General features: G+C 55.4%; 20 protein-coding genes. 4 read left to right on the forward strand and 16 right to left on the reverse strand.

Features of this window, described 5'->3' with window-relative positions:
* Positions 1 to 17: 17 nt before the first annotated feature.
* From lysS to IPJ68_03055, 9 genes are all read right to left on the reverse strand, one after another.
* On the reverse strand, positions 18 to 1,550 hold the full coding sequence (gene lysS, locus IPJ68_03015) for a lysine--tRNA ligase (protein QQR79219.1): 1,533 nt from the start codon (positions 1,548 to 1,550) through the stop codon (positions 18 to 20).
* 232 nt (positions 1,551 to 1,782) lie between these two features.
* The gene (gene greA, locus IPJ68_03020; protein ID QQR79220.1) at positions 1,783 to 2,244 is read right to left on the reverse strand and encodes a transcription elongation factor GreA; all 462 of its coding nucleotides are present in this window, start codon (positions 2,242 to 2,244) and stop codon (positions 1,783 to 1,785) included.
* 90 nt (positions 2,245 to 2,334) lie between these two features.
* On the reverse strand, positions 2,335 to 4,188 hold the full coding sequence (mrdA, locus tag IPJ68_03025) for a penicillin-binding protein 2 (protein QQR79221.1): 1,854 nt from the start codon (positions 4,186 to 4,188) through the stop codon (positions 2,335 to 2,337).
* Positions 4,189 to 4,191: 3 nt separating this feature from the next.
* Positions 4,192 to 4,695: a hypothetical protein gene (locus IPJ68_03030; GenBank protein ID QQR79222.1), complete on the reverse strand. Its 504-nt coding sequence runs from the start codon at positions 4,693 to 4,695 to the stop codon at positions 4,192 to 4,194.
* Positions 4,692 to 5,513, reverse strand: a complete 822-nt coding sequence (mreC, locus tag IPJ68_03035) for a rod shape-determining protein MreC (GenBank protein ID QQR79223.1) — start codon at positions 5,511 to 5,513, stop codon at positions 4,692 to 4,694. The genes IPJ68_03030 and mreC overlap by 4 nt, the downstream gene beginning before the upstream one ends.
* Before the next feature lie 6 nt (positions 5,514 to 5,519).
* Positions 5,520 to 6,605, reverse strand: a complete 1,086-nt coding sequence (locus IPJ68_03040) for a rod shape-determining protein (GenBank protein ID QQR79224.1) — start codon at positions 6,603 to 6,605, stop codon at positions 5,520 to 5,522.
* 83 nt (positions 6,606 to 6,688) lie between these two features.
* Positions 6,689 to 7,843: a glycosyltransferase family 4 protein gene (locus IPJ68_03045; GenBank protein ID QQR79225.1), complete on the reverse strand. Its 1,155-nt coding sequence runs from the start codon at positions 7,841 to 7,843 to the stop codon at positions 6,689 to 6,691.
* 60 nt (positions 7,844 to 7,903) lie between these two features.
* Positions 7,904 to 8,524 (reverse strand): hypothetical protein, encoded by a 621-nt coding sequence (locus IPJ68_03050; protein ID QQR79226.1) that lies wholly within the window; start codon positions 8,522 to 8,524, stop codon positions 7,904 to 7,906.
* 9 nt (positions 8,525 to 8,533) lie between these two features.
* Positions 8,534 to 9,679, reverse strand: a complete 1,146-nt coding sequence (locus IPJ68_03055; protein QQR79227.1) for a glycosyltransferase — start codon at positions 9,677 to 9,679, stop codon at positions 8,534 to 8,536.
* 170 nt (positions 9,680 to 9,849) lie between these two features.
* On the opposite strand from IPJ68_03055, the gene IPJ68_03060 reads away from it, so the two are divergent.
* A complete protein-coding gene (locus IPJ68_03060; GenBank protein QQR79228.1) occupies positions 9,850 to 10,272 on the forward strand; it encodes a hypothetical protein in 423 nt (140 codons plus the stop codon).
* A gap of 77 nt (positions 10,273 to 10,349) precedes the next feature.
* Here the strand turns inward: IPJ68_03060 and IPJ68_03065 are convergent, their stop codons facing one another.
* A complete protein-coding gene (locus IPJ68_03065) occupies positions 10,350 to 11,300 on the reverse strand; it encodes a matrixin family metalloprotease (protein ID QQR79229.1) in 951 nt (316 codons plus the stop codon).
* A 200-nt stretch (positions 11,301 to 11,500) separates the two neighbouring features.
* Positions 11,501 to 11,719 (reverse strand): hypothetical protein, encoded by a 219-nt coding sequence (locus tag IPJ68_03070; protein QQR78049.1) that lies wholly within the window; start codon positions 11,717 to 11,719, stop codon positions 11,501 to 11,503.
* Between the two features lie 48 nt (positions 11,720 to 11,767).
* Here IPJ68_03070 and IPJ68_03075 point away from each other — a divergent pair, with 48 nt between their 5' ends.
* The 3 genes from IPJ68_03075 (at position 11,768) to IPJ68_03085 (ending at position 13,045) form a co-directional block, all read left to right on the forward strand.
* On the forward strand, positions 11,768 to 12,064 hold the full coding sequence (locus IPJ68_03075) for a hypothetical protein (protein QQR78050.1): 297 nt from the start codon (positions 11,768 to 11,770) through the stop codon (positions 12,062 to 12,064).
* 11 nt (positions 12,065 to 12,075) lie between these two features.
* The gene (locus IPJ68_03080; GenBank protein ID QQR78051.1) at positions 12,076 to 12,366 is read left to right on the forward strand and encodes a hypothetical protein; all 291 of its coding nucleotides are present in this window, start codon (positions 12,076 to 12,078) and stop codon (positions 12,364 to 12,366) included.
* A gap of 160 nt (positions 12,367 to 12,526) precedes the next feature.
* Positions 12,527 to 13,045, forward strand: a complete 519-nt coding sequence (locus IPJ68_03085; GenBank protein ID QQR78052.1) for a hypothetical protein — start codon at positions 12,527 to 12,529, stop codon at positions 13,043 to 13,045.
* Positions 13,046 to 13,121: 76 nt separating this feature from the next.
* On the opposite strand, the gene IPJ68_03090 is transcribed toward IPJ68_03085, so the two are convergent.
* Genes IPJ68_03090 through IPJ68_03110 form a run of 5 tightly spaced genes read right to left on the reverse strand, consistent with a single transcriptional unit; the run spans position 13,122 to position 18,416 of the window.
* Positions 13,122 to 14,135 carry a hypothetical protein gene (locus IPJ68_03090; protein QQR78053.1) on the reverse strand — a complete coding sequence of 338 codons (1,014 nt, stop codon included), beginning with the start codon at positions 14,133 to 14,135 and terminating at the stop codon, positions 13,122 to 13,124.
* 23 nt (positions 14,136 to 14,158) lie between these two features.
* Entirely contained in the window at positions 14,159 to 15,211 is a 1,053-nt protein-coding gene (locus IPJ68_03095; protein QQR78054.1) for a GDP-mannose 4,6-dehydratase, read from the reverse strand.
* Positions 15,212 to 15,224: 13 nt separating this feature from the next.
* Complete coding sequence (locus tag IPJ68_03100; GenBank protein QQR78055.1) at positions 15,225 to 16,016, reverse strand: class I SAM-dependent methyltransferase; 792 nt, start codon at positions 16,014 to 16,016, stop codon at positions 15,225 to 15,227.
* 7 nt (positions 16,017 to 16,023) lie between these two features.
* Positions 16,024 to 17,202, reverse strand: a complete 1,179-nt coding sequence (locus tag IPJ68_03105; GenBank protein ID QQR78056.1) for a glycosyltransferase family 4 protein — start codon at positions 17,200 to 17,202, stop codon at positions 16,024 to 16,026.
* Entirely contained in the window at positions 17,199 to 18,416 is a 1,218-nt protein-coding gene (locus IPJ68_03110; GenBank protein ID QQR78057.1) for a glycosyltransferase family 4 protein, read from the reverse strand. The genes IPJ68_03105 and IPJ68_03110 overlap by 4 nt, the downstream gene beginning before the upstream one ends.
* Positions 18,417 to 18,432 lie beyond the last annotated feature (16 nt).

The raw sequence follows: 18,432 nt of genomic DNA on the forward strand, positions 1-18,432 counted from the left end.
ACTGCACCCTGAATTTCTTATCTCGTTCCTGCCTGGGACAACGGGTCATCTGTCGTCTTTCCCGATTGCTTTGGTGCGGGACGAGTCGGTGGAAAGATGACCGTCTCGCGTATGCCCTTGTCCATGAGGACGGCAAAGAGCCGTTCACTCATGCCAAACCCAAACGCCGGTGGCATCCCGTACTCGAGCGCCTGGAGGAAATCCTCATCGAGCATCTGTGCCTCGGCATCCCCGGCCTCACGGAGCTTCATCTGCGCTTCGAAACGCGCGCGCTGGTCAATCGGGTCGTTCAATTCAGCGAAGCCGTTGCCGAGCTCACTGCGTCCCGCGATCGGCTGCATCCGGAGCGTTCTCTTTGAATTTTTCGGATCGAGTTTAGCCAAGGGCGACACCTCGACCGGATGACCGACCAGGATGCAGGGCTGGATCAATTTCTGTCGTACGGTTTTCTTGTAAATCGTATCGATGAGCCGACCCTTACCGGCTGCTGATTCATACTTGATGCCGAGCTCGTCTGCCTTGGCACGCAGCATCTCGACCGTCACTTCGCTCGAAAGATCAATACCGGTCTCAGTCTTGAAGGCTTCGAAGTAATCAATCCGCGGGAACGGCTTCGACCAATCGAGTGTCTCGCCCTCATGCGTTGTCGTGAGACTATCGCCCGCCACCGCCCGGACGATTTCACGGTACAGTTCCTCTACCATGGCACAGCCCGCCTCAAAATCAGTATAGGCGCTGTAGAACTCGATATGATCGAATTCCTGAAGATGTTCACGATCAATGCCCTCGTTCCGGAATACGCGACCGATTTCAAACACGCGTTCATAGCCGCCGACGAGGAGCCGCTTCAGTGGCAGTTCAAGCGAGATGCGCAGATAGAAATCCTGATCCAGTGCATGGTGATGCGTGACAAATGGCTCTGCCTCAGCCCCGCCTGGTACATGCTCCAAAACCGGTGTCTGTACCTCGAGAAAACCACGGGTCGCGAGAAAGGTGCGGACTGTCTGCCAAAATGTGTTCTTCTTCACAAACAACTCTCGCGTCTCAGGATTCATCACCAGGTCAAGATAGCGTTGCCGGAGCAGCGCCTCTTCATCTTTCAGTCCGTAGAACTCCGTCGGAAGCGGGAGGAGCGACTTCGACAACATCTGCCAACTTTCGACCCGGACGCTCTTCTCATTCTGTTTCGTCAGAAACACCGTACCAGTCATCGAAATGAAGTCACCCAGCTCGACCGTTTCTTTAAAAAGAGCAAACTTACTATTGTCTTGTGGTGCGTCAACTGGAGCAAGTAATTCCTGTGAAAAGAATCCTTGAATTTTTCCACTCCCATCTTCGATGTGACAGAACGCGATCTTGCCCATAGTCCGAAGCGAGCGCACCCGACCGACCACCGAGACCTGCGTGGCCGTGCCGTTCAGCTCATCAAAACGATCAAGGACCGCCTGGTTCGTATCTGTCCGACGGGCTTTTTCCGGATACGCCGAACCGAGCGCGGTGACGATCTTCGCGAGTTTTTCATGTTTTGCGGTGAGAATATCTTCGCGCATACCCGGTCAGTAGAATCTCGACATTTCTTCTGCGAAGAAACATCAATAAATGTATAAATAGATCGTTAAGCCGGGGAAAGTTATTGTCTATTGTCCTCCGAACTCAAAGTGTAGCCTGGTCGAGATTTCACTGCCGGGCATATAGTCCACTCTATCGGTTTCTTTGACTCAAAGCAAGCCTGAACAAAAGGAAAACCCGCCCTTTCGGAGCGGGAGCAGTCATCCAAGAGAATTATTTCACGGCGAGGATTTCGTACTTGATATTCCCGGCCGGGGCCATGACCGTGATGGTCTCGCCTTTCTCTTTGCCCATGAATTCGCGGCCAAGCGGCGACTCACTCGAAATCTTACCATGCTCCGGGTCGACTTCGTTCGCACCGACGATCTCAAAATCCATCTCCTTCCCATGGAGCTTCACCGAAAGCTTCGAACCAACCTGGACCTTCGATGATTTCTTGTGCGGGGCGGCCACGACGGATTCCTTCAAGAGCGCCTCAAGTTCCGCGATGCGCGTCTCGTTTTCATTCTGATGATGCTTGGCTTCGGTGTACTCGGCATTTTCCGACAAGTCACCCTGCTCCTTGGCCTCTTTGATCGAATGCGCGATCTCTTGCCGGACACGCGACTTGCGGTCCTCAAGTTCTGATTGCAATTTCTTCAATCCTTCTTCCGTGAAAATTCTCGACATAGTCATGAAATGAATATTTGTATCCTGCCACATGCACGATGCCACCCATGCTACTATACGCAACTCCCCCTGTCAACTGCCATGTTTGAGGCTCTATCAAGGCCTTTTTTCACGGGAGAAATACCAATCATAAACGGCTTTCGTAATCGGCACCGCATGATAGGTACTGTCTTTCGACTGACCCTCGACGAGGACGATCATTACAAGCTCCGGATTCTCATATGGTGCAAAAGATACGAACCAGCCGTGTGTCTTGTCTCCCGTGCCGTACTGTGCTGTCCCCGTCTTGCCCGCCGCGGCCACGGAGAGCGTCTGAAGTGACTGTGCTGTCCCTTCGGTCACCGTCTCACGCATCCCTTCTCGGACGACCTGCAGGATATCAGGTGAGACTGATACGGGCTTCGAAGCCGTCGCTATTCCATCGCGAACATGTGGGACATAGAGCGTGCCACCATTGGCGATCGCGGCGATTGCATTTACGATCTGGAGCGGCGTAGCCGTCACGAAACCCTGACCGATAGCCGCATGATAATCATCGCCGATATACCAACGCTCACCGATTTTCTCTTTTTTCCAGTCTGGATCTGGGAGGAAGCCATTCGCTTCGCCTGGCAAATCGATGCCCGAGACTGCCCCATAGCCGAACACCTGCTCATAGCGCTTCATCCGCTCCATCCCGAGCCCACCGATACCACCATAGCCCCCACCGAGAGTATAAAAATACACATCACTCGAGACAGCGATCGCACGGCGGAGATCGGTAAATCCATGTACCTTCCAATCACCGAAGAAAAAATTTCCCACGCTGATACCGCCCCGGCTTTCGATCCTCGTCTCGGGCGTGATGATATGTTCTGCGAGCGCGGCCGTTGCGATGACTGGCTTGATGGTTGAACCCGGTGGATATTCACCCGCGATGGCCCGATTGAAAAGTGGCATCGCTGGATTCTCGATCAAGGCCGCATACTCATCGCTCTGAATGCCGCACGAAAAGAGGTTGTTGTCATAGCCCGGATAGGAAACGAGAGCTCGGATCGCGCCGGAGCGTGGGTCGATCGCGATCGCTGCTCCCACCGACAGCCCGTTGGTCATGAACCAATCAGCCATGGTCGTGTAGAGTTTCTCCGTTAGCGCCTTGTCGATCGTGAGGGTGATGTCCTGACCCGGCTTCGGCGGAATGACGCCGAGCTCTTTCTTCACCCGGCCGAGCGAATCGACCTCCACCACTTCCCGCCCGTGAACACCGCGAAGCGTTGACTCATATGCCTTCTCAACTCCCTGTTTCCCGATCGAGTCCGTGAAAAGGTATTCGGGATGCTCCGCGAGTTCTTCTTTTTTTATTTTCCCTTCGTACCCGAGAATGTGAGAAAAGATCGTCCCATTCACATACTCACGCCGAGCTGATTTTTGAATGCCGATACCGGGCAGAGTATTCGCCTGGCTGTAATACCTGATCGCCTCTTCCTGTGTCAGGTCTTCCTTGATGAGTACCGCTTCATTCGGCCCAAACACCCGCGTCTCGACCGACAGACGCCACTCCGGTGACTCGAGAGGGAACAATTGTTCAGCTGCATCCAAGACGCGCCGGCGCTCGGTAGGGTCTTCTGGTAGCACGGTGGGGATGATGATGCTATCGAGGCTCGGAGTATTCTTCACGAGCGGTTCACCGAAACGATCTCTAATGATACCCCGTGGGGCCGCCAAGAGGATGGAACGCAAACTATTGTCCCGCGCCAATTGTTCATAATATGCACCCTTCCAGATATTCATGTAAGCGAAACGCCCGCCAAGCAAGAGGAGTGCGAACATAACCGCGATAAAATATATCCCTACTGGGCGACGATCGAGCGTCCACTCAATACGCGCTGCTTCCTGCTTGGTCAGTGTCAACACCGCGTCGTCGATTTCGCTCAGGGACGGAGGCTGTTGGCGTTGTGATCTGAATAGCATAGGCTAAGAACGTACCCCTCGGAACTCAGACATGAGGCTTGTTTCGATCTGTTCCTCATGCCAGCGGAAGACACCGAAGATGATCGGAAAAACTGCGAGGGCCACCAGCGCATTCCCGAGAACAAGCCAGGGCGAGAGGCCGGTTCCCTGGAGGAATGTGAGGGAGAGCATATAGATACTAGCGGAAAACGCCGCGACCAGCGAGAGGGCGAAGACATTTTGGACCCGATGTTCGATCCGGAGACGACGCGACAGAAAGCTGGCGCCATACGCGATGCCGACCGCAAAGACCGGGAAGACACTGACTTCACCGATAAGGAGAGACAGCCACGCCACGAGGAGTACCCAGCCGATACTCCGTTTGAAGCCCAGGAGAAATACGTAAGAAATGATAACCGCGATGAGAATACTCGGCGTCTCGAGATTCGGCCAGAGGATATCGAGGAATGAGTGTTGGAGAACGACCGCCAACAGGAGCATGAAAAAACGTTGAAAGAAGAAGCTCATGATGCTGGCACAATGACGATAGTCACGAAACGGATATCACTCTCGGCGGCTGGGGTCACGACGACGGCCTGCTGGAAAAGCCGATCAGCGGATGGCCGCACCGCACCGATCTCACCAATGGAAAGTTCTTTTGGCAATTCATCATCCAATCCCGATGTCACAAGCCGAGCACCTGGTTCCAATTTTTCCCCAGAAAGTGCCATATCAAAGATAAGCCCGAGGCCATGATCGCCCCGGATCACCCCTTGAATCGATGTCCCTGCAATTCGGGCCGCGATCGTGCTCTCGGGATGAGAGAGCAGAAACACCGTACAGCTCGTCAAGTGGACTGCCGCAACGCGTCCAACGAGCTGACCGGTACCGACAATCACTGGTAGCCCGCTCCGGACTCCATCCAGACTGCCCCGATTGAGTGTAAGTGAAAAAGAAGTCCCGGATGTATCGCGGCTGATGACTTCAGCCGAGAGTGATTGCCCCGCTTCGGTCTTAGGCAACTGAAAGGCTTCGCGTAGCCGCCGATTCTCTTCTCTCACTTCGGACAAGAGTGTCGCCTCATGGACGAGTACCTGATTCTCACGGGCCAGGCGTTCGTTTTCTTGTTTCAGGCCGCTGACCGAAGAAAAAAATTGGAAAAAATTACTCGTCTCGAATGCAACCCATGAAAAAAATCCCTGAAAGGGTGCCACGACTGGAGCGAGCACGGCTTGGGCGGGGGCAAAGAATCCAGACGGCAGAAATGTCACACACCCCCAAACGAGCCCTGCCGCAATGAGCGCCCGAATACTATTCCTCTGGAGAAATGTGTGTTGGGTATTCATGGCACACTAGCCTAGCGGTCGATTTTGTTCGTCTTCAATGAGCACCTCTTTGAGTGTATCCATATCATCGAGGACGATCCCTGTCCCGCGAACCACAGCCGTCAGCGGATCTTCTACTCGATTCACGGGCATCCCTGTCTGGCTCGCGAGGAGCCGGTCCAGTCCGCGGATGAGACTGCCGCCACCCGAGATCGAAATGCCGCGCTGCATAATATCAGAAATGAGTTCGGGCGGTGTCTCCTCGATAAGCGTCTTGATATTGTTCACGATGATGCGAATCGAACGCGACAGTGCTTCACGCACATGTTCATCAGTGATGACCACTTCTTTCGGTAAACCCGAGACCAGGTCCCGGCCACGGATCGAGTACTGCAGGCGTTCTTTCAGTGGAAAAGCACTCCCGATCGCGATCTTTACGTCCTCAGCCGTCCGCTCCCCGACGAGCAGATTGAACTCATCACGACAAAAACGGATGATATCCTCATTCATCTCATCACCCGCGATCCGCAGACTGCGCGAGATGACCACCCCCCCGAGCGAAATGACAGCCACTTCGGTCGTCCCACCACCGATGTCGACGACCATATTGCCAGCGGCATCGATAACCGGAAGTCGTCCGCCGATCGCCGCTGCCATCGGTTCGTCGATAAGGAAGGCTTGTCGAGCACCCGCGTTCATCGCAGCCTCGATGACCGCGCGCTTCTCGACCTCGGTCACACCCGACGGGATACCGATCAAGACTCGCGGGCGACGCAGGAACTTGAAGCTCCCCTCAGTCACCTTGCCGATGAAGAAGCGGAGCATCTGCTGGGTGATCTCGAAATCAGACACAACGCCATCCACCAAGGGCCGCGTCGCGACGATGTGCCCCGGAGTCTTACCGACCATTTTCTTGGCCTCACGACCGATAGCGAGGATCTGCCCCGTGCGCTGATTGACCGCTACGACGGACGGCTCATTGATGACGATGCCCCGGCCTCGCACGTAGACGAGCGTGTTGGCTGTGCCGAGATCGATGCCGATATCCTGAGTAAAATTACCGAAAAACCGCTCAGTGAGACGCTTCCAGAAGGTGTTCCAGGAGAAAGGCATAACAAAAGAATGGCTAAAGGATTCCCTCATTATAGCGGAAAATAGTCGCTCCTTCAAGGAAAGCTGTCCGTAACCATTCGTAGCTAGAGTCCGACGAGCAGCTCCAGAAAGGTCCGTCCCACGCGTCCCCAGGTGAAGTCTGAACGTCGGGCAAGAGCTCGTTCGCGGAGTTTCATCTGATACGATTTGTCGCCGAGAATGCCCCGGAAGGCCTGGAGAATCTCGTCGGGACGATAGGGATCGATGAGTACGCCGGCCTCCCCGACGACCTCCGGCAGAGAAGCCGAATGCGAAGGAATCACTGGCACGCCACAAGCAAGTGCTTCGAGTGGAGGAAACCCGAACCCTTCATAGAAGGACGGGTAGACGAACACGCTAGCGAGATTGTAGAGGGCGGGCTTGTCTCTATCCTCGACAAATCCAATCAGCCGGATCTTGTCCCGGACCGGTGACTGGTCGATCGCCTGAAAGAGCTCTTCGTATTTCCAGCCGGGCCGGCCTGCGAGAACAAGTTCGTAGCGCGACATCTCCTCGCCGACCGCCTCCCGCTGAAATGCCTCGAAGGCCGACAGGAGCGCGCCGAGATTTTTCCGCGGTTCGATGGTGCCGAGATAGAGGATAAATTTGTAGGGCAATTGGTACTTCTCTTGGACCGCGAGGAGTGACACATCATTGCGATCCGCGGGTGCGAAACGCGCATCGATGCCGCTCAGGATGACATGGATCTTCGAAGCAGCAATCCCATAGCGAGTCACGAGGTCGTCCTTGGTTGATGCAGAAACTGCGATGACCGCATCCGCTCGACGAAGCAGCGATCGGAAATTGACCGCAAAGTGCCAGAGCCGCTGTCTCCACGCAAACATCTCAGGGAAAAATTCAAACGACAAATCATGCGCCGTGACGATGAGCTTTACCTCCCGCGAGAGGGCCGCGAAATTCAGATTGGGCATGAAGAACACATCCACGCCGCCGATAAGCCGATCGAGTCTCGGACGCTTCAGATACCAGAGGCACAGATTGAGGAGCTTATTCGGAATCCGAAAACGTTTGATCGTGACATGAGGGAAACGCTGCGCCCAGGAGAGGTCCGGTTCACCCCTCCCCCACGCATTGAAAAAGAGCACGTAGGTATGCTCTGACCCGATCCGAAAGAGCTCTTGCAAGAGCCCGATTGTATATTCTTCCACGCCGGTTCGCCGCCCCGCGGCGAGCGAACGGATGTCGATGCCGATGCGCATGCGTCGTTCCGTTAATCCATCTTCACCGTCACACAGTATCCCGTTTCTCCCTAATACCGGTTACCTACCACGCGGCTGCCCTCGCCAGTACCACAAGCCAAGCACCGTCCAGAACGCGACGCCGAGTCCTGCTGCCCCACCAATACCGAGCGCTATCGGCAAGGTGAAACGTCCATCCCGCAAGAGAGCTTCGGTCGCGACGAGCGTAAACCAATTCCGATCCCCTGCCTGTTCATTCAGACCAGCGATGTACCGCTCCCCCGCCTCGGACAACGCCCCCGCGATCCGTTCGGCTTCGGTCGGCGTCTTCGCCCGATACGTCACCTCTACCAAGTTCGAAGCGAGCACGAGGGCCGTGACTTGGCCTTTGATAAATTCGGCCTCCCGAGCCCCGGACAAGAGCGCGCGACGAGCGGTATCACGGCGACCGATCGCTGTCTCGAGGTAACGCGCTACGGTATTGGCCATCCGCTCATCGGCTTGGAGACGGTAGTATTGGTCATACTGATAGTCTGTGGCCGCCTCGGTCCCCTGTCGTGTCACGGAGAGGAGCACGGTGCCCTGGTACCACTGGGTTTGGAGCCGATACGTGAGAAAGCCGACGAGGAGCGAAACCACGACCACCCCGAAAATGAGATTACCCCGGCGGATGAACAGTTCGAGAAAGGCGCGCAGTTCCATAGTCATGTCTCATGAGTATATCGTCGGCCCCGGTCCAAGACCAGCGCCCCGCCTGGCGAGATGCCCTTGGACGAGTGCCTCCACCGAGTCCCGTATTGTAGCCTGAAAGAGCGCCTTGTCAAACCGTTCGGCCTTGGCGCGGATGTACGCCCCGTCATAGTGCTGCCCCTGAAACCGCTCGACCGCCGCCACGAGTGAATCAGCCGACTGAACATCAAAAAACTCTCCCATCGTGCCCGCTTCGAGATGCTCGACGATGTCACCACCACGGTAGGCGATCACCGGCCGGCCAGACGCAAAGGCTTCCTCCGCGACGATACCAAAGTCCTCCTCCTGCGGGAAAACGAATGCGCGGCACTCGGCATAGTACTTCGGGAGTTCACTGTCTGGTACGCGCCCGAGGAACTCAATCGTCGGACCAGCGAGTCGCTTCAGTCGCTCAAACTCTGGGCCACGGCCGATGATCTTGAGCGGCAGCTTCAGTCGATTGAAGGCCTCAATCGCGATATCGTGCCGCTTGTAGGCGATGAGCCGCCCCACCATGAGGAAATACTCCCGCTGTTCGCTCTCCGGTGCCACTTGGAAGCGCGCGACATCGACGGGCGGATGGATGACGACCGACTCCTTGCGATAGTACTTGGCGATACGAGCGCGGACAAATTCGGAATTCGCGATGAAGGAGTCGACCCGGTCCGCCGAGGCCTTGTCCCACAGTCGGATTGGATTCATGAAAAACGGCACGAGTTGCCGGATGAAACGCGGGAAGCCAAAATCCTGCGTATATTTCTGGCAATCATCCCAGGCATAGCGCATCGGCGTATGGACATAGGAGATATGGAGTGTCTCGGGCCGCGTGATGATGCCTTTGGCATAGCTCGATGAATCCGACAAGACGACATCATACTGAGAGAAATCAAAGCTCTCAATCGCGACCGGCATGAGCGGGGGAAAAAGTCGGTGGTGTTTGCGCGCAAACCGCGAACGCTGGAGGAAGGAGGTATAAATCCGCTTGTCGGCGAACTTACCATGCATGGCCTCGGGGTCATGAAGGAGCGTATAGATCGGCGCATACGGCCAGATCTCGGTGAACGCCTCGAGCACACGCTCGGCGCCACCGTACTGCACCAGATAGTCATGGACGAGTGCGATTTTCATATCAGGTATTTCCTACAATCAGGGTACGTATGCTTATAATACTACCCTATTTCCGGCATCACCCGCGAGGCTCGACAGAAACAGTATTTTGTGCAATAATCGCAATCCCTCGTCTCGAGACGATACTGCCGGAATTGGTCCGACGGTATCCACCTCGAAAGGAGAACGCTATGCCGCAAGTTGTCATTCGGTTCAATGAGCAGTTGCCACATGCCCCGATGGATCATCCGAGGTGGGAAGATCTTGAAAGACAGATCGCGGTGATTGTCGCAACTGCCCTCAATGTCGAAGGGTCAGCGTCATTCAAACTCCATCCCGATGATGTTGAAGTCTTCATCGAGCCTATCTTGGAGCGGCGGAGCTATTTGGATCGCAACGCAGCACCCATCACGATCCTCGTGACCGCAAACAAGTGCCCTGAACGTGTGGCTAACTTGACTGAACGAAACGACCAAATTATCGATGGGGTTCTCGAATACTCGTGGGCTCTGGCAGAGGTTCTACTGCAACCAGATATGCCTCCCACGGGAAAATCAAGGAAATTACTCGGTGTCTGGACCCAGCTCGTCGACGGCGCCTACGCCACCCGGTAACATGTACATCTCTGCTCAACTGAGCACTCGCCGCCCCTGATTCAGTTCACGGGCGGCCCATTTTTTTATTATGCTCGCTACGTCGTCAAAAGCGACCAAGCCTCGCGTGAATCACGGAGTAAAAGATCCCAGGCCGTGACCGAACACACGCCGTCGAGCGCCGCTCGGTCCTCGGTCGTGAGCGTGAGATGCTTCACGTCCTGCGCACCCATGATCGGATACATGATCGAAGCCGGATTCACCACATGTGCGATGCCGAGTGCGTGCCCCAGCTCATGGATCAGCACCATGCGGAGGTGTTCGCGGTCGTCGAATTGATAGATGTCGATACCGGTACCCTCATACACTCCCTGGTCGAATGAGCCCTCGGTGCCATAGGTCGCAGTGAAGTCATTCACCCGCTCATTATAGCGGTCGACCACTTTCTCCCCCTCCTTGGCATAGCGGTTCACTTCCGTCACCAGCGCATTCACTCTGTCCCGCTCCTTTTCCAGTGCCGTTTGGTCCTGTCGCAGCCGCTTCTCTTCACTTTGGATACCCTCGAGCTCATCTTGGTCCGTCCGCGCGCTCCGATTCCAAGCATCGACACGCGCATTGTACCGCCCGAGCCGAGTGTCAAAAGTGGCGGCTGATGCATCGTACTTCTGGCGGGCCTTGGCCAGTTCGGCTGAAAACGCATCATATTTCCCCTTGATCGTCGTCTGCTGGGATTGGACTGCTGCCCATTCATGGTCGAGCGCCTGGCCATCGATCGTCCGCGCCTGCCGCTCGTCAAAGATGAGATTCACCGGAAAGAGCGCCCCGGCTTCATAGCGGAAGAGGTCCCGACCAAGCGCTTCCTCCCATGGCTGTTCGGCACTGGCAATGGCCTGTCGGAATTCATCCTCCGAGATCCCGAAGCGCGGATCAAACTGGCCCACCGAGTAGGCGAGCGCCTGTTGGCAAGGCACGCGTGTCGACTCGAACGCGTAGAGCGTCCCGATACCCGCGCCGAGGATGATGATCCAGATGATGATGCGTTTCAGCATAGTCCCCTCCATGATAGCACTCTGGGCTTTGACAAGCCGGCCAGCGGATTGCTAGTATCGACGGGTTCCCATCCCTTACATTAACAACCCAAACCCAGAGGTACCCCATGGTAATAGCGCATATCCTGTATGCTCCACCCGAACTGGACGGTCTCCTCGCTGCTGCACTCGTCGGCTGTGTCGCCTGCATCCGTCCAGAGCTAGCTACCCTGTCCGATGACCCGGCGATTGGTCGGGATGCCGAGTTCGTCTGGTTCGACAACACCGATCTCCTGACCGGCCTCGTTCTTTGCCGAGGAGATGAGATGGCCGCTCGGCTCGTCCCCTTTCTCCCCATTGGCCGTGCAACCCGAATTCCTCGCGATTGCCTCGAGTGTTCTGAGGAAACCGAAAGTCCCGACATTATTCCGGGAAGTCAACCAAAACGCCCACCGAGGGCTCGTCCCTCTCATCACTAGGAGCACACCATGGCAAAGGAAATCCTGATTATCTCCACTCCGAACGGCCCAGCCACACCGGCTTTCCGTCAACCGCTCGTCGGCTGCATAATCGAGATCGATGAAGATGCGATACGATCAGCACTCAATGAAACATCGGGTGGCCGATGCATCACAACTGACCAGACCGGTTACCTCGTGATGGTGAGTGCGATCGTCGCTGCCCTCAGAAAAGCCGGTTCGGATGCTGCCGCAACATACTGGAATGGCTTACCGGCAGGAGTATTCCGCTTCAACCGACAGTTCTGCCAGCCCATCAATGACTGAGGGAGACCAACATGCCCAAGAAACTTCGCATCACCGCGGTCCCGCCCGGTCCGGCACCACTCGCCATCCGCAAGCAGTGGGTCGGCATCGATATCCCGATCGACGAAGCTGCTGTGGAGCACGAGCTCCGAACTGACCCCGCCTGGGCATACTCCAAAGTCGACGGCTACTATGTCATGGCTCTCGATGCCATTCAGGCGCTCACCGAGGCCGAGCGATTCGCAGCGGCATTCTTTTGGGACGGTATGCCCGTAACCATGTACCGCTTCAATAAGAATTGCGGCGAGATCATCGAAGCCTGAATCCACCTGCGCGCTGCGCAGATTCATCGGACGACCTCTCAAGGCCGTCCGTTTTCATTGACGGTAACCTGGATAACTGGTAGAGTGAGGTGTCCCAAAAGACATTTACCTAGAATCTTAGGTAAGCCGTTATCCCTTAACAATATATTTTGGAGGGCATATGCCCACGCTCGAACAAGAATCAAACATCGCAGCCGCCATCGCTGATGCTGCGGTCCATGCAAACCGACGACCCAGCCCGCTCAAGAAAGTGTATCTCCTCATCGCAGGCGGACCCGCGAACCGAGTCGAGATCATCCTCGAGGTCAAACTGGATGCCTATGACAGTTACCGCATGGACTGCCGATTTGTCCCAAACTATTCTGTTCGACCGTTTTCAAGGGATACGCTGTACGACCAGTCCCGCCGATCAGAGGAATGGGCCCAACATGCGTGGGCTCGTCGAACCAACATGGCGCTCAAGCTCATCGGTGTCAGACTAGAGACACTCGATCTGTCGGAAATCTCAGCCGCTACCGATGGATACCCCCTCGACGTCACCTGTCTTCCAATAGGCTGGGGCGATGAGAATTCCTGGGTATATCGGCACCTCCTCGAGGATGTACAAGGCAGTCAGGATCCAGGCTTCCTCGTCCGCGCCCGGGAACACCGGCTACGGTTCTTTCCTCTACCAGCCTGACGCCCCCCTGCGCACTGCGCAAAACAAGAGACGACCCCGCAAAGGCCGTCTCACTTTTTTGTATACACTATAATCTTTACTTTTTTTCTTTCGCTTTCAAGAAACTCAATCGCTTCTTTTTGAGCGCTTCGAGCGTTTGTACAGCTGAATTATCATCCTTGCCCATATCGCCCAACCTTCGAAAGGCTCCCTCTCCAAAAGTTCCTTCAACGAGCTTCGCGATAGTCGGGAGCCGCCCACTAAAATGACCTTTGAGAAATTCAAAATAAACTTCATTATCCGTACTCCCCTGTTCATCAGCAATCTCCCGACACAGGTAGCGTAGTACTTTCCTCTGCCCAGGATATCCGACCATTTCGTATTCTCCGGATTCGGAATCAAACCAGGACAAATCATCTTCAACCAATCCGGTACGGGTCAATATTTCTCGCTTCGTCTGCTGGCCGGATTCAGAATCCATTCTCTCTTTCAGTTCGCGGAATTCTGGACGTCTCAATAAATCGAACGAGAAATAGACCTCTTCCTGGGCGACAACGGCCTCTTCTAAGCCAATCAGATGCGTATGTTTTTCACCCTCGCGATTCTTCTTATTCGTTGACCCCACAACAAGACCTGATCGAAGCACGTTCTCGTGGATGTCTCCCTCGTGTTGAGACAGCTCTATGACGATCTTCCCCTTACAATGCATGATCTCATGAAAGACGAAGGCCGTAAGCCTAAACGTATTCGCCCGATCGATTGCGACTACTCTCTGAGATTCGACATACGCCGCTCCACTTCCTCGACCCCGGACCATTTCTCGATAACCCTCCTCCGTAAGTAGAAAGATATTCCGCGGAGGAAAGTCATAAGTCTGCACTCCGCAGATTTTCTGCCGCTCTTGAGCCCAGGTATCGGCATGCTCAAATAGCTGTACATTTTTGGGTGATTTCGGAACTTCGTACTGATTGAGTTTTGCTTCTATCTCCGGCGTCAGATTGAGCCGGTGATCCTCGGTCACCTGCTGCTCATATTCCAGGGCCTTTTTCTCAACCGACTCCGCCGATACTCTTCCCACAAAGGAGATATTTGGGAATTTTTCCATGGGCATACAGAAGTCTCTTAATAACCAAACTACACTTTGAAATACTCCTTGTACCACTCGACAAAATTCTTGATACCGACTTCGATGCGGGTCGTCGGCTTCCAACCGAGCTTGCGGAGCCGGCGGATATCCGCGACAGTACTTGGTACATCGCCGGGCTGGATGGGCATCATTTTTTTCTTTGCTTTCTTCCCCACATTCTCCTCGATCACTTCGATGAAACGGGTGAGCTTTTCTTCTTTGTCACCACCAATATTCATCACCGCGCAGGCGAGGTTGGCGTCGAGGCAGGTCAAGATGCCCGACACAATGTCGTCGATATAAGTAAAGTTCCGCGTCATCAACCCATAGTTATAGACCTTGATCGGCCGTCCCGCGATGATGTCCTGGGTAAAGGTGAAGAGGGCCATGTCTGGCCGGCCCCAGGGACCATAGACCGTGAAGAAGCGCAAACCCGTCGTCGGCATGCCGTGGATATGGCTGTAGACATGGGCCATGAGTTCGGTCGCTTTCTTCGTCGCAGCATAGGGTGAGATGGGCGTATCGACCGAGTCAGTCTCAGCAAACGGGAGTTTCTTGTTATTGCCGTAGACAGATGATGACGAGGCGTAGAGGAAATTCTTCACCCCGTACTTCACCGCCAGGTCGAGGAGATAGGTGGTCCCCATCACGTTCACATCGGCGTAGAGCGCGGGGTCGCGCAGACTGTTCCGCACCCCCGCCATCGCCGCGAGGTGGACAACTTTGTCGGGCCGTTCTTTCTTGTAAAGTTTCTCCAGAAATGCGCGGTCGCGGATATCGCCGCGATAGAGCTTGAACCCGCCCACGGCTCGCTTGTCGCTCGCAATGTTTCGGACAGGCTGTCCCTTGTAATTCTTCAAAAATTTCTTGATGCGGTCCTCCTTGATCTGCGGATCATAGTAATCATTGAAATTGTCGATGAGGACTACTGTGTCGCCGCGCTCCATGAGGGCCTTCGCCGTCGCGCTCCCGATGAAGCCTGCCCCGCCGGTGATGAGAATCTTTATCCCTTCAAACTGCGCTTTCTTCGTCGTTTTCTTCGCTGTCTTTTCAACTGTCATACGGTTAAAGAAATTATTTACGGATGAATTCACGAATGCGTTTCACGAGCCCGAGCGGCCCGCCGCGGAGGAGTTCGCGGTACGCGTTTCCGGCAAGCTCCAACGCTCGCCCGACCGTCGAACCGGGGCGGAAGAACGACTGCTCAAGCGCCTGCCGCTTTTCGAGATACGCGGCCCATTTCGCATCGATGTGGCGCCGCTCATCATCCGAGAGGATCCCCTTCCGGAGGACGACCGCAAAGCCGTTCCCTATCTTATCATCCGTGTCCTGAAAATCAACCAGCTCCCAGCCCTGGCCGATACTTCGGACGAGTTCGACGATATCCTCGGTTACCCAGTAGTTGCAGTGCCCGGTCTCGGGATCGGGCGTCGCGACCGAAGTCCCAGTATGCCGCGCCTGGAGGCTCGCCAACGTCGTCCGCTCCCGGCCCCGATCGAACGTCCGCTCCATATGCGGCACGATCATATAGATGTAGCCGTCCGGCCGGACGATGCGGTACCACTCGAGGAGCGCAGCAATCGGATCAGCGAAATGCTCGAGCACATGCGACGAGATGATGAAATCAGCCGATGCATCCGGCACCGGAATCCTATCACCCGGCGCGACGATATCAATCGGTGCCACTTCGCCCGAGATCTGGAGCTCGCGCTTCTTGTAGGTGCTCCGGTTGAATTCGTCGGCGATGTCGACATTCTTCGTATCGAGCCCAAAAGGGTTGTGTGCCGAAGCGCCGATCTCGAGGCCAGTGAGCCCGTCGAGATAGCGGTGCGCCAACTTGCTTTCGGGGAAAATACGTTTCACCATAAGTCCTCTATCGCTTTTCCTTCAATACAGAACGCAAGTATGCGTAGTACGTTTCATTCCTTGCATTCGCATTCGTATACTTTTCCAACGCCGTCTCCCGGGCCGCCTGGCCCAGCCGGACGCGCAGTTCAGAGTCGGTGATGAGGCGGTTCAGCTTCTCCGTCCATTCCTCGGTCGTCGCCGCGACGAAGCCATCGGTGCCGTCCGTGATCGCCTCACGAAATGTCTGTGTCGCCGCTGCCACGGTCGGCACCCCGACGATCCCCGCTTCAAAAAACTTCAGCTCGGATTTGGACTCTGGGTACGGATCACCTATCACCAGAGGTGCGAGATTGATATCGGCTCGGGCGATATTGGCAAAATGCTGACTCCGAGACGCAAACGGGAGCCGTTCAATCTGACTTTTCACCGATTCAAATTCCTCGCCCAGCTCTAACATACCAACAATCATCAGCCGCGTCTGGGGATGTGTACTTAGGAGCGAGGTGAGCACCGGTACGATCGTGGCAAAGTCCTCAGAATGTGTCGGGGACCCGCTGAAGTATGCGAGTCGGATCAGACCATCACCCGGACGCCCGGTGTGGACGAGTTTTTCAGCGACTGCAACGTCGTGCTGCGAGAGTCGGTTCGGGACGATGATGACGTGCTTCTTTTCTCGGAGTTTTTCAGCGAGGAAACTGGTCGTCGTTGTCGCGACCGCAACATACGGGTCATTGAAGAGACCGCCCCCGACCCCGTTCTTGTAGAGTTCTTTCTCCAAAAGATTGAGATCCTGAAAGTACTTCATGTGGAAAAGATATTTCGGATCAAAAACCAAATCATCAGTCTCGAAAATGATCGTCTTGTTCCCCTCTTTGAGTCCGGTAATGAATTTTTGAATCGCTGGAACTTCGAGTACGCGATGGAAGACAAATACCTGGAATTTGTCCGTATACGTTGGGAGAAAGGGGTTATCTGGAATCGTCACTGCTGTCTTGAAGCCATGCAAGGTGAGCTCCTCGGCAACGTGCGTGGTCCGATAACGCGCACTGTCCCCCACTCCGCTGGCGATGAACAAGATGTCTCCGGGCTCGACCCGACGAAACTGTGCGAGGAATGCACGGAGGATGCGCCGTCCGCCATGAACCAGCCCTTCTCTTCGTAGGGCTCCCCAGGCCTTCCCAATTTTGATGAACAACAGTTTCATATCGAGAGAGTTTTCCGATACACCCCTTCCAAAATTTCTCCCGCCCGGTCCCAAGAGAATTTCTCTTTAGCCCGCGCCTGATTCGCCACGCCCTTGCGCCGGCGCAATTCGGGATCACGGAGGAGTCGGAGCACCGCAGCGGCCAGTCCTGAGCCCGAGAGGTCCCGCGCGTACTCACCGCCGTCCGCCAGATACTCACGGTTGTTCTCAGTATCAAAGCATGCAACCGGCAACCCGGCCCCCATATATTGGAGCATTTTCCCGCTTGCCTGACCCACCCCCTCTTCCTTTGGGTCGATGCCGACATCACTCATGGCGAGAATTTCACGCAGTGAGAAATATGGGAGCGGTGTGATTGGCGTCACCCGATCCATCCAATGCTTGCCTTCGAAATACGGCGCGACTTCATTCCAGGGAAATCCCGCGACCACGACATGCGCCCGCGGATCACCTGCGAGGATCGCTGGGATCGCGTTCACGAAATGCCGGATGCCTTTGTTGGCGACCAGGGCACCGGTATACGTCACGACCAATGCGTCCTCTGAGATCCCATATTTATGCCGGAGTGCCGCGCGGGGAAACTCGATCGATGCCTCATCATCCGTCCCGACACCATCCGGTACCGTGATCGGGGTGCTCTTCTTCCGGAGTGCCGCGATCTCACGCGTATTCCGCCACGAACTGGTCACGGCCTGGTCGCCGAGATCATCGACGACTCGCTCCACCCACTCAAAGAGGCGGCGGAGCAACCCCGCGCGGAGATACGCATGCGAGACCATTTCCTTCGTCAGACTGCCATGGAAGTCGCCCACGAGTTTCATACCTCGCCAGAACAGAACCTTCTGCACGATCCAACCGATGAGGACACCCTCGTGGAGGTGCCCATGCAAGATGTCTGGCCGTGTGGTCCGCGCGAGGAAGAACACTTTCCGGATCAGCATCAAGTCGAGGACGAGCTTCTGCCAGTCCGGCCCGGCTTCGAGTTTCTGGTACCAAAAAAGGAGTCGACGGATCCGGCGGACTTCCACCTGGGCCGCCAATGGCTCGGGCAAATCCTGACCGATATGGTAGGTCGCGATCGTGACGGCAAAACCACGTCGGATCAAAGCCAACGCTTCCTCCAAAATGCGAATATGCGTCCCCCGATCCGAAAAGAACGGAGTCGGCGCGATCATCAGCACTTTCCGTTTTGTCTCCTTGGATGTTTCGGTCATAGCCCTTTCAGTATAC

Source organism: Candidatus Moraniibacteriota bacterium (assembly GCA_016699425.1).
GTDB lineage: Bacteria > Patescibacteriota > Minisyncoccia > Moranbacterales > UBA1568 > SSEF01.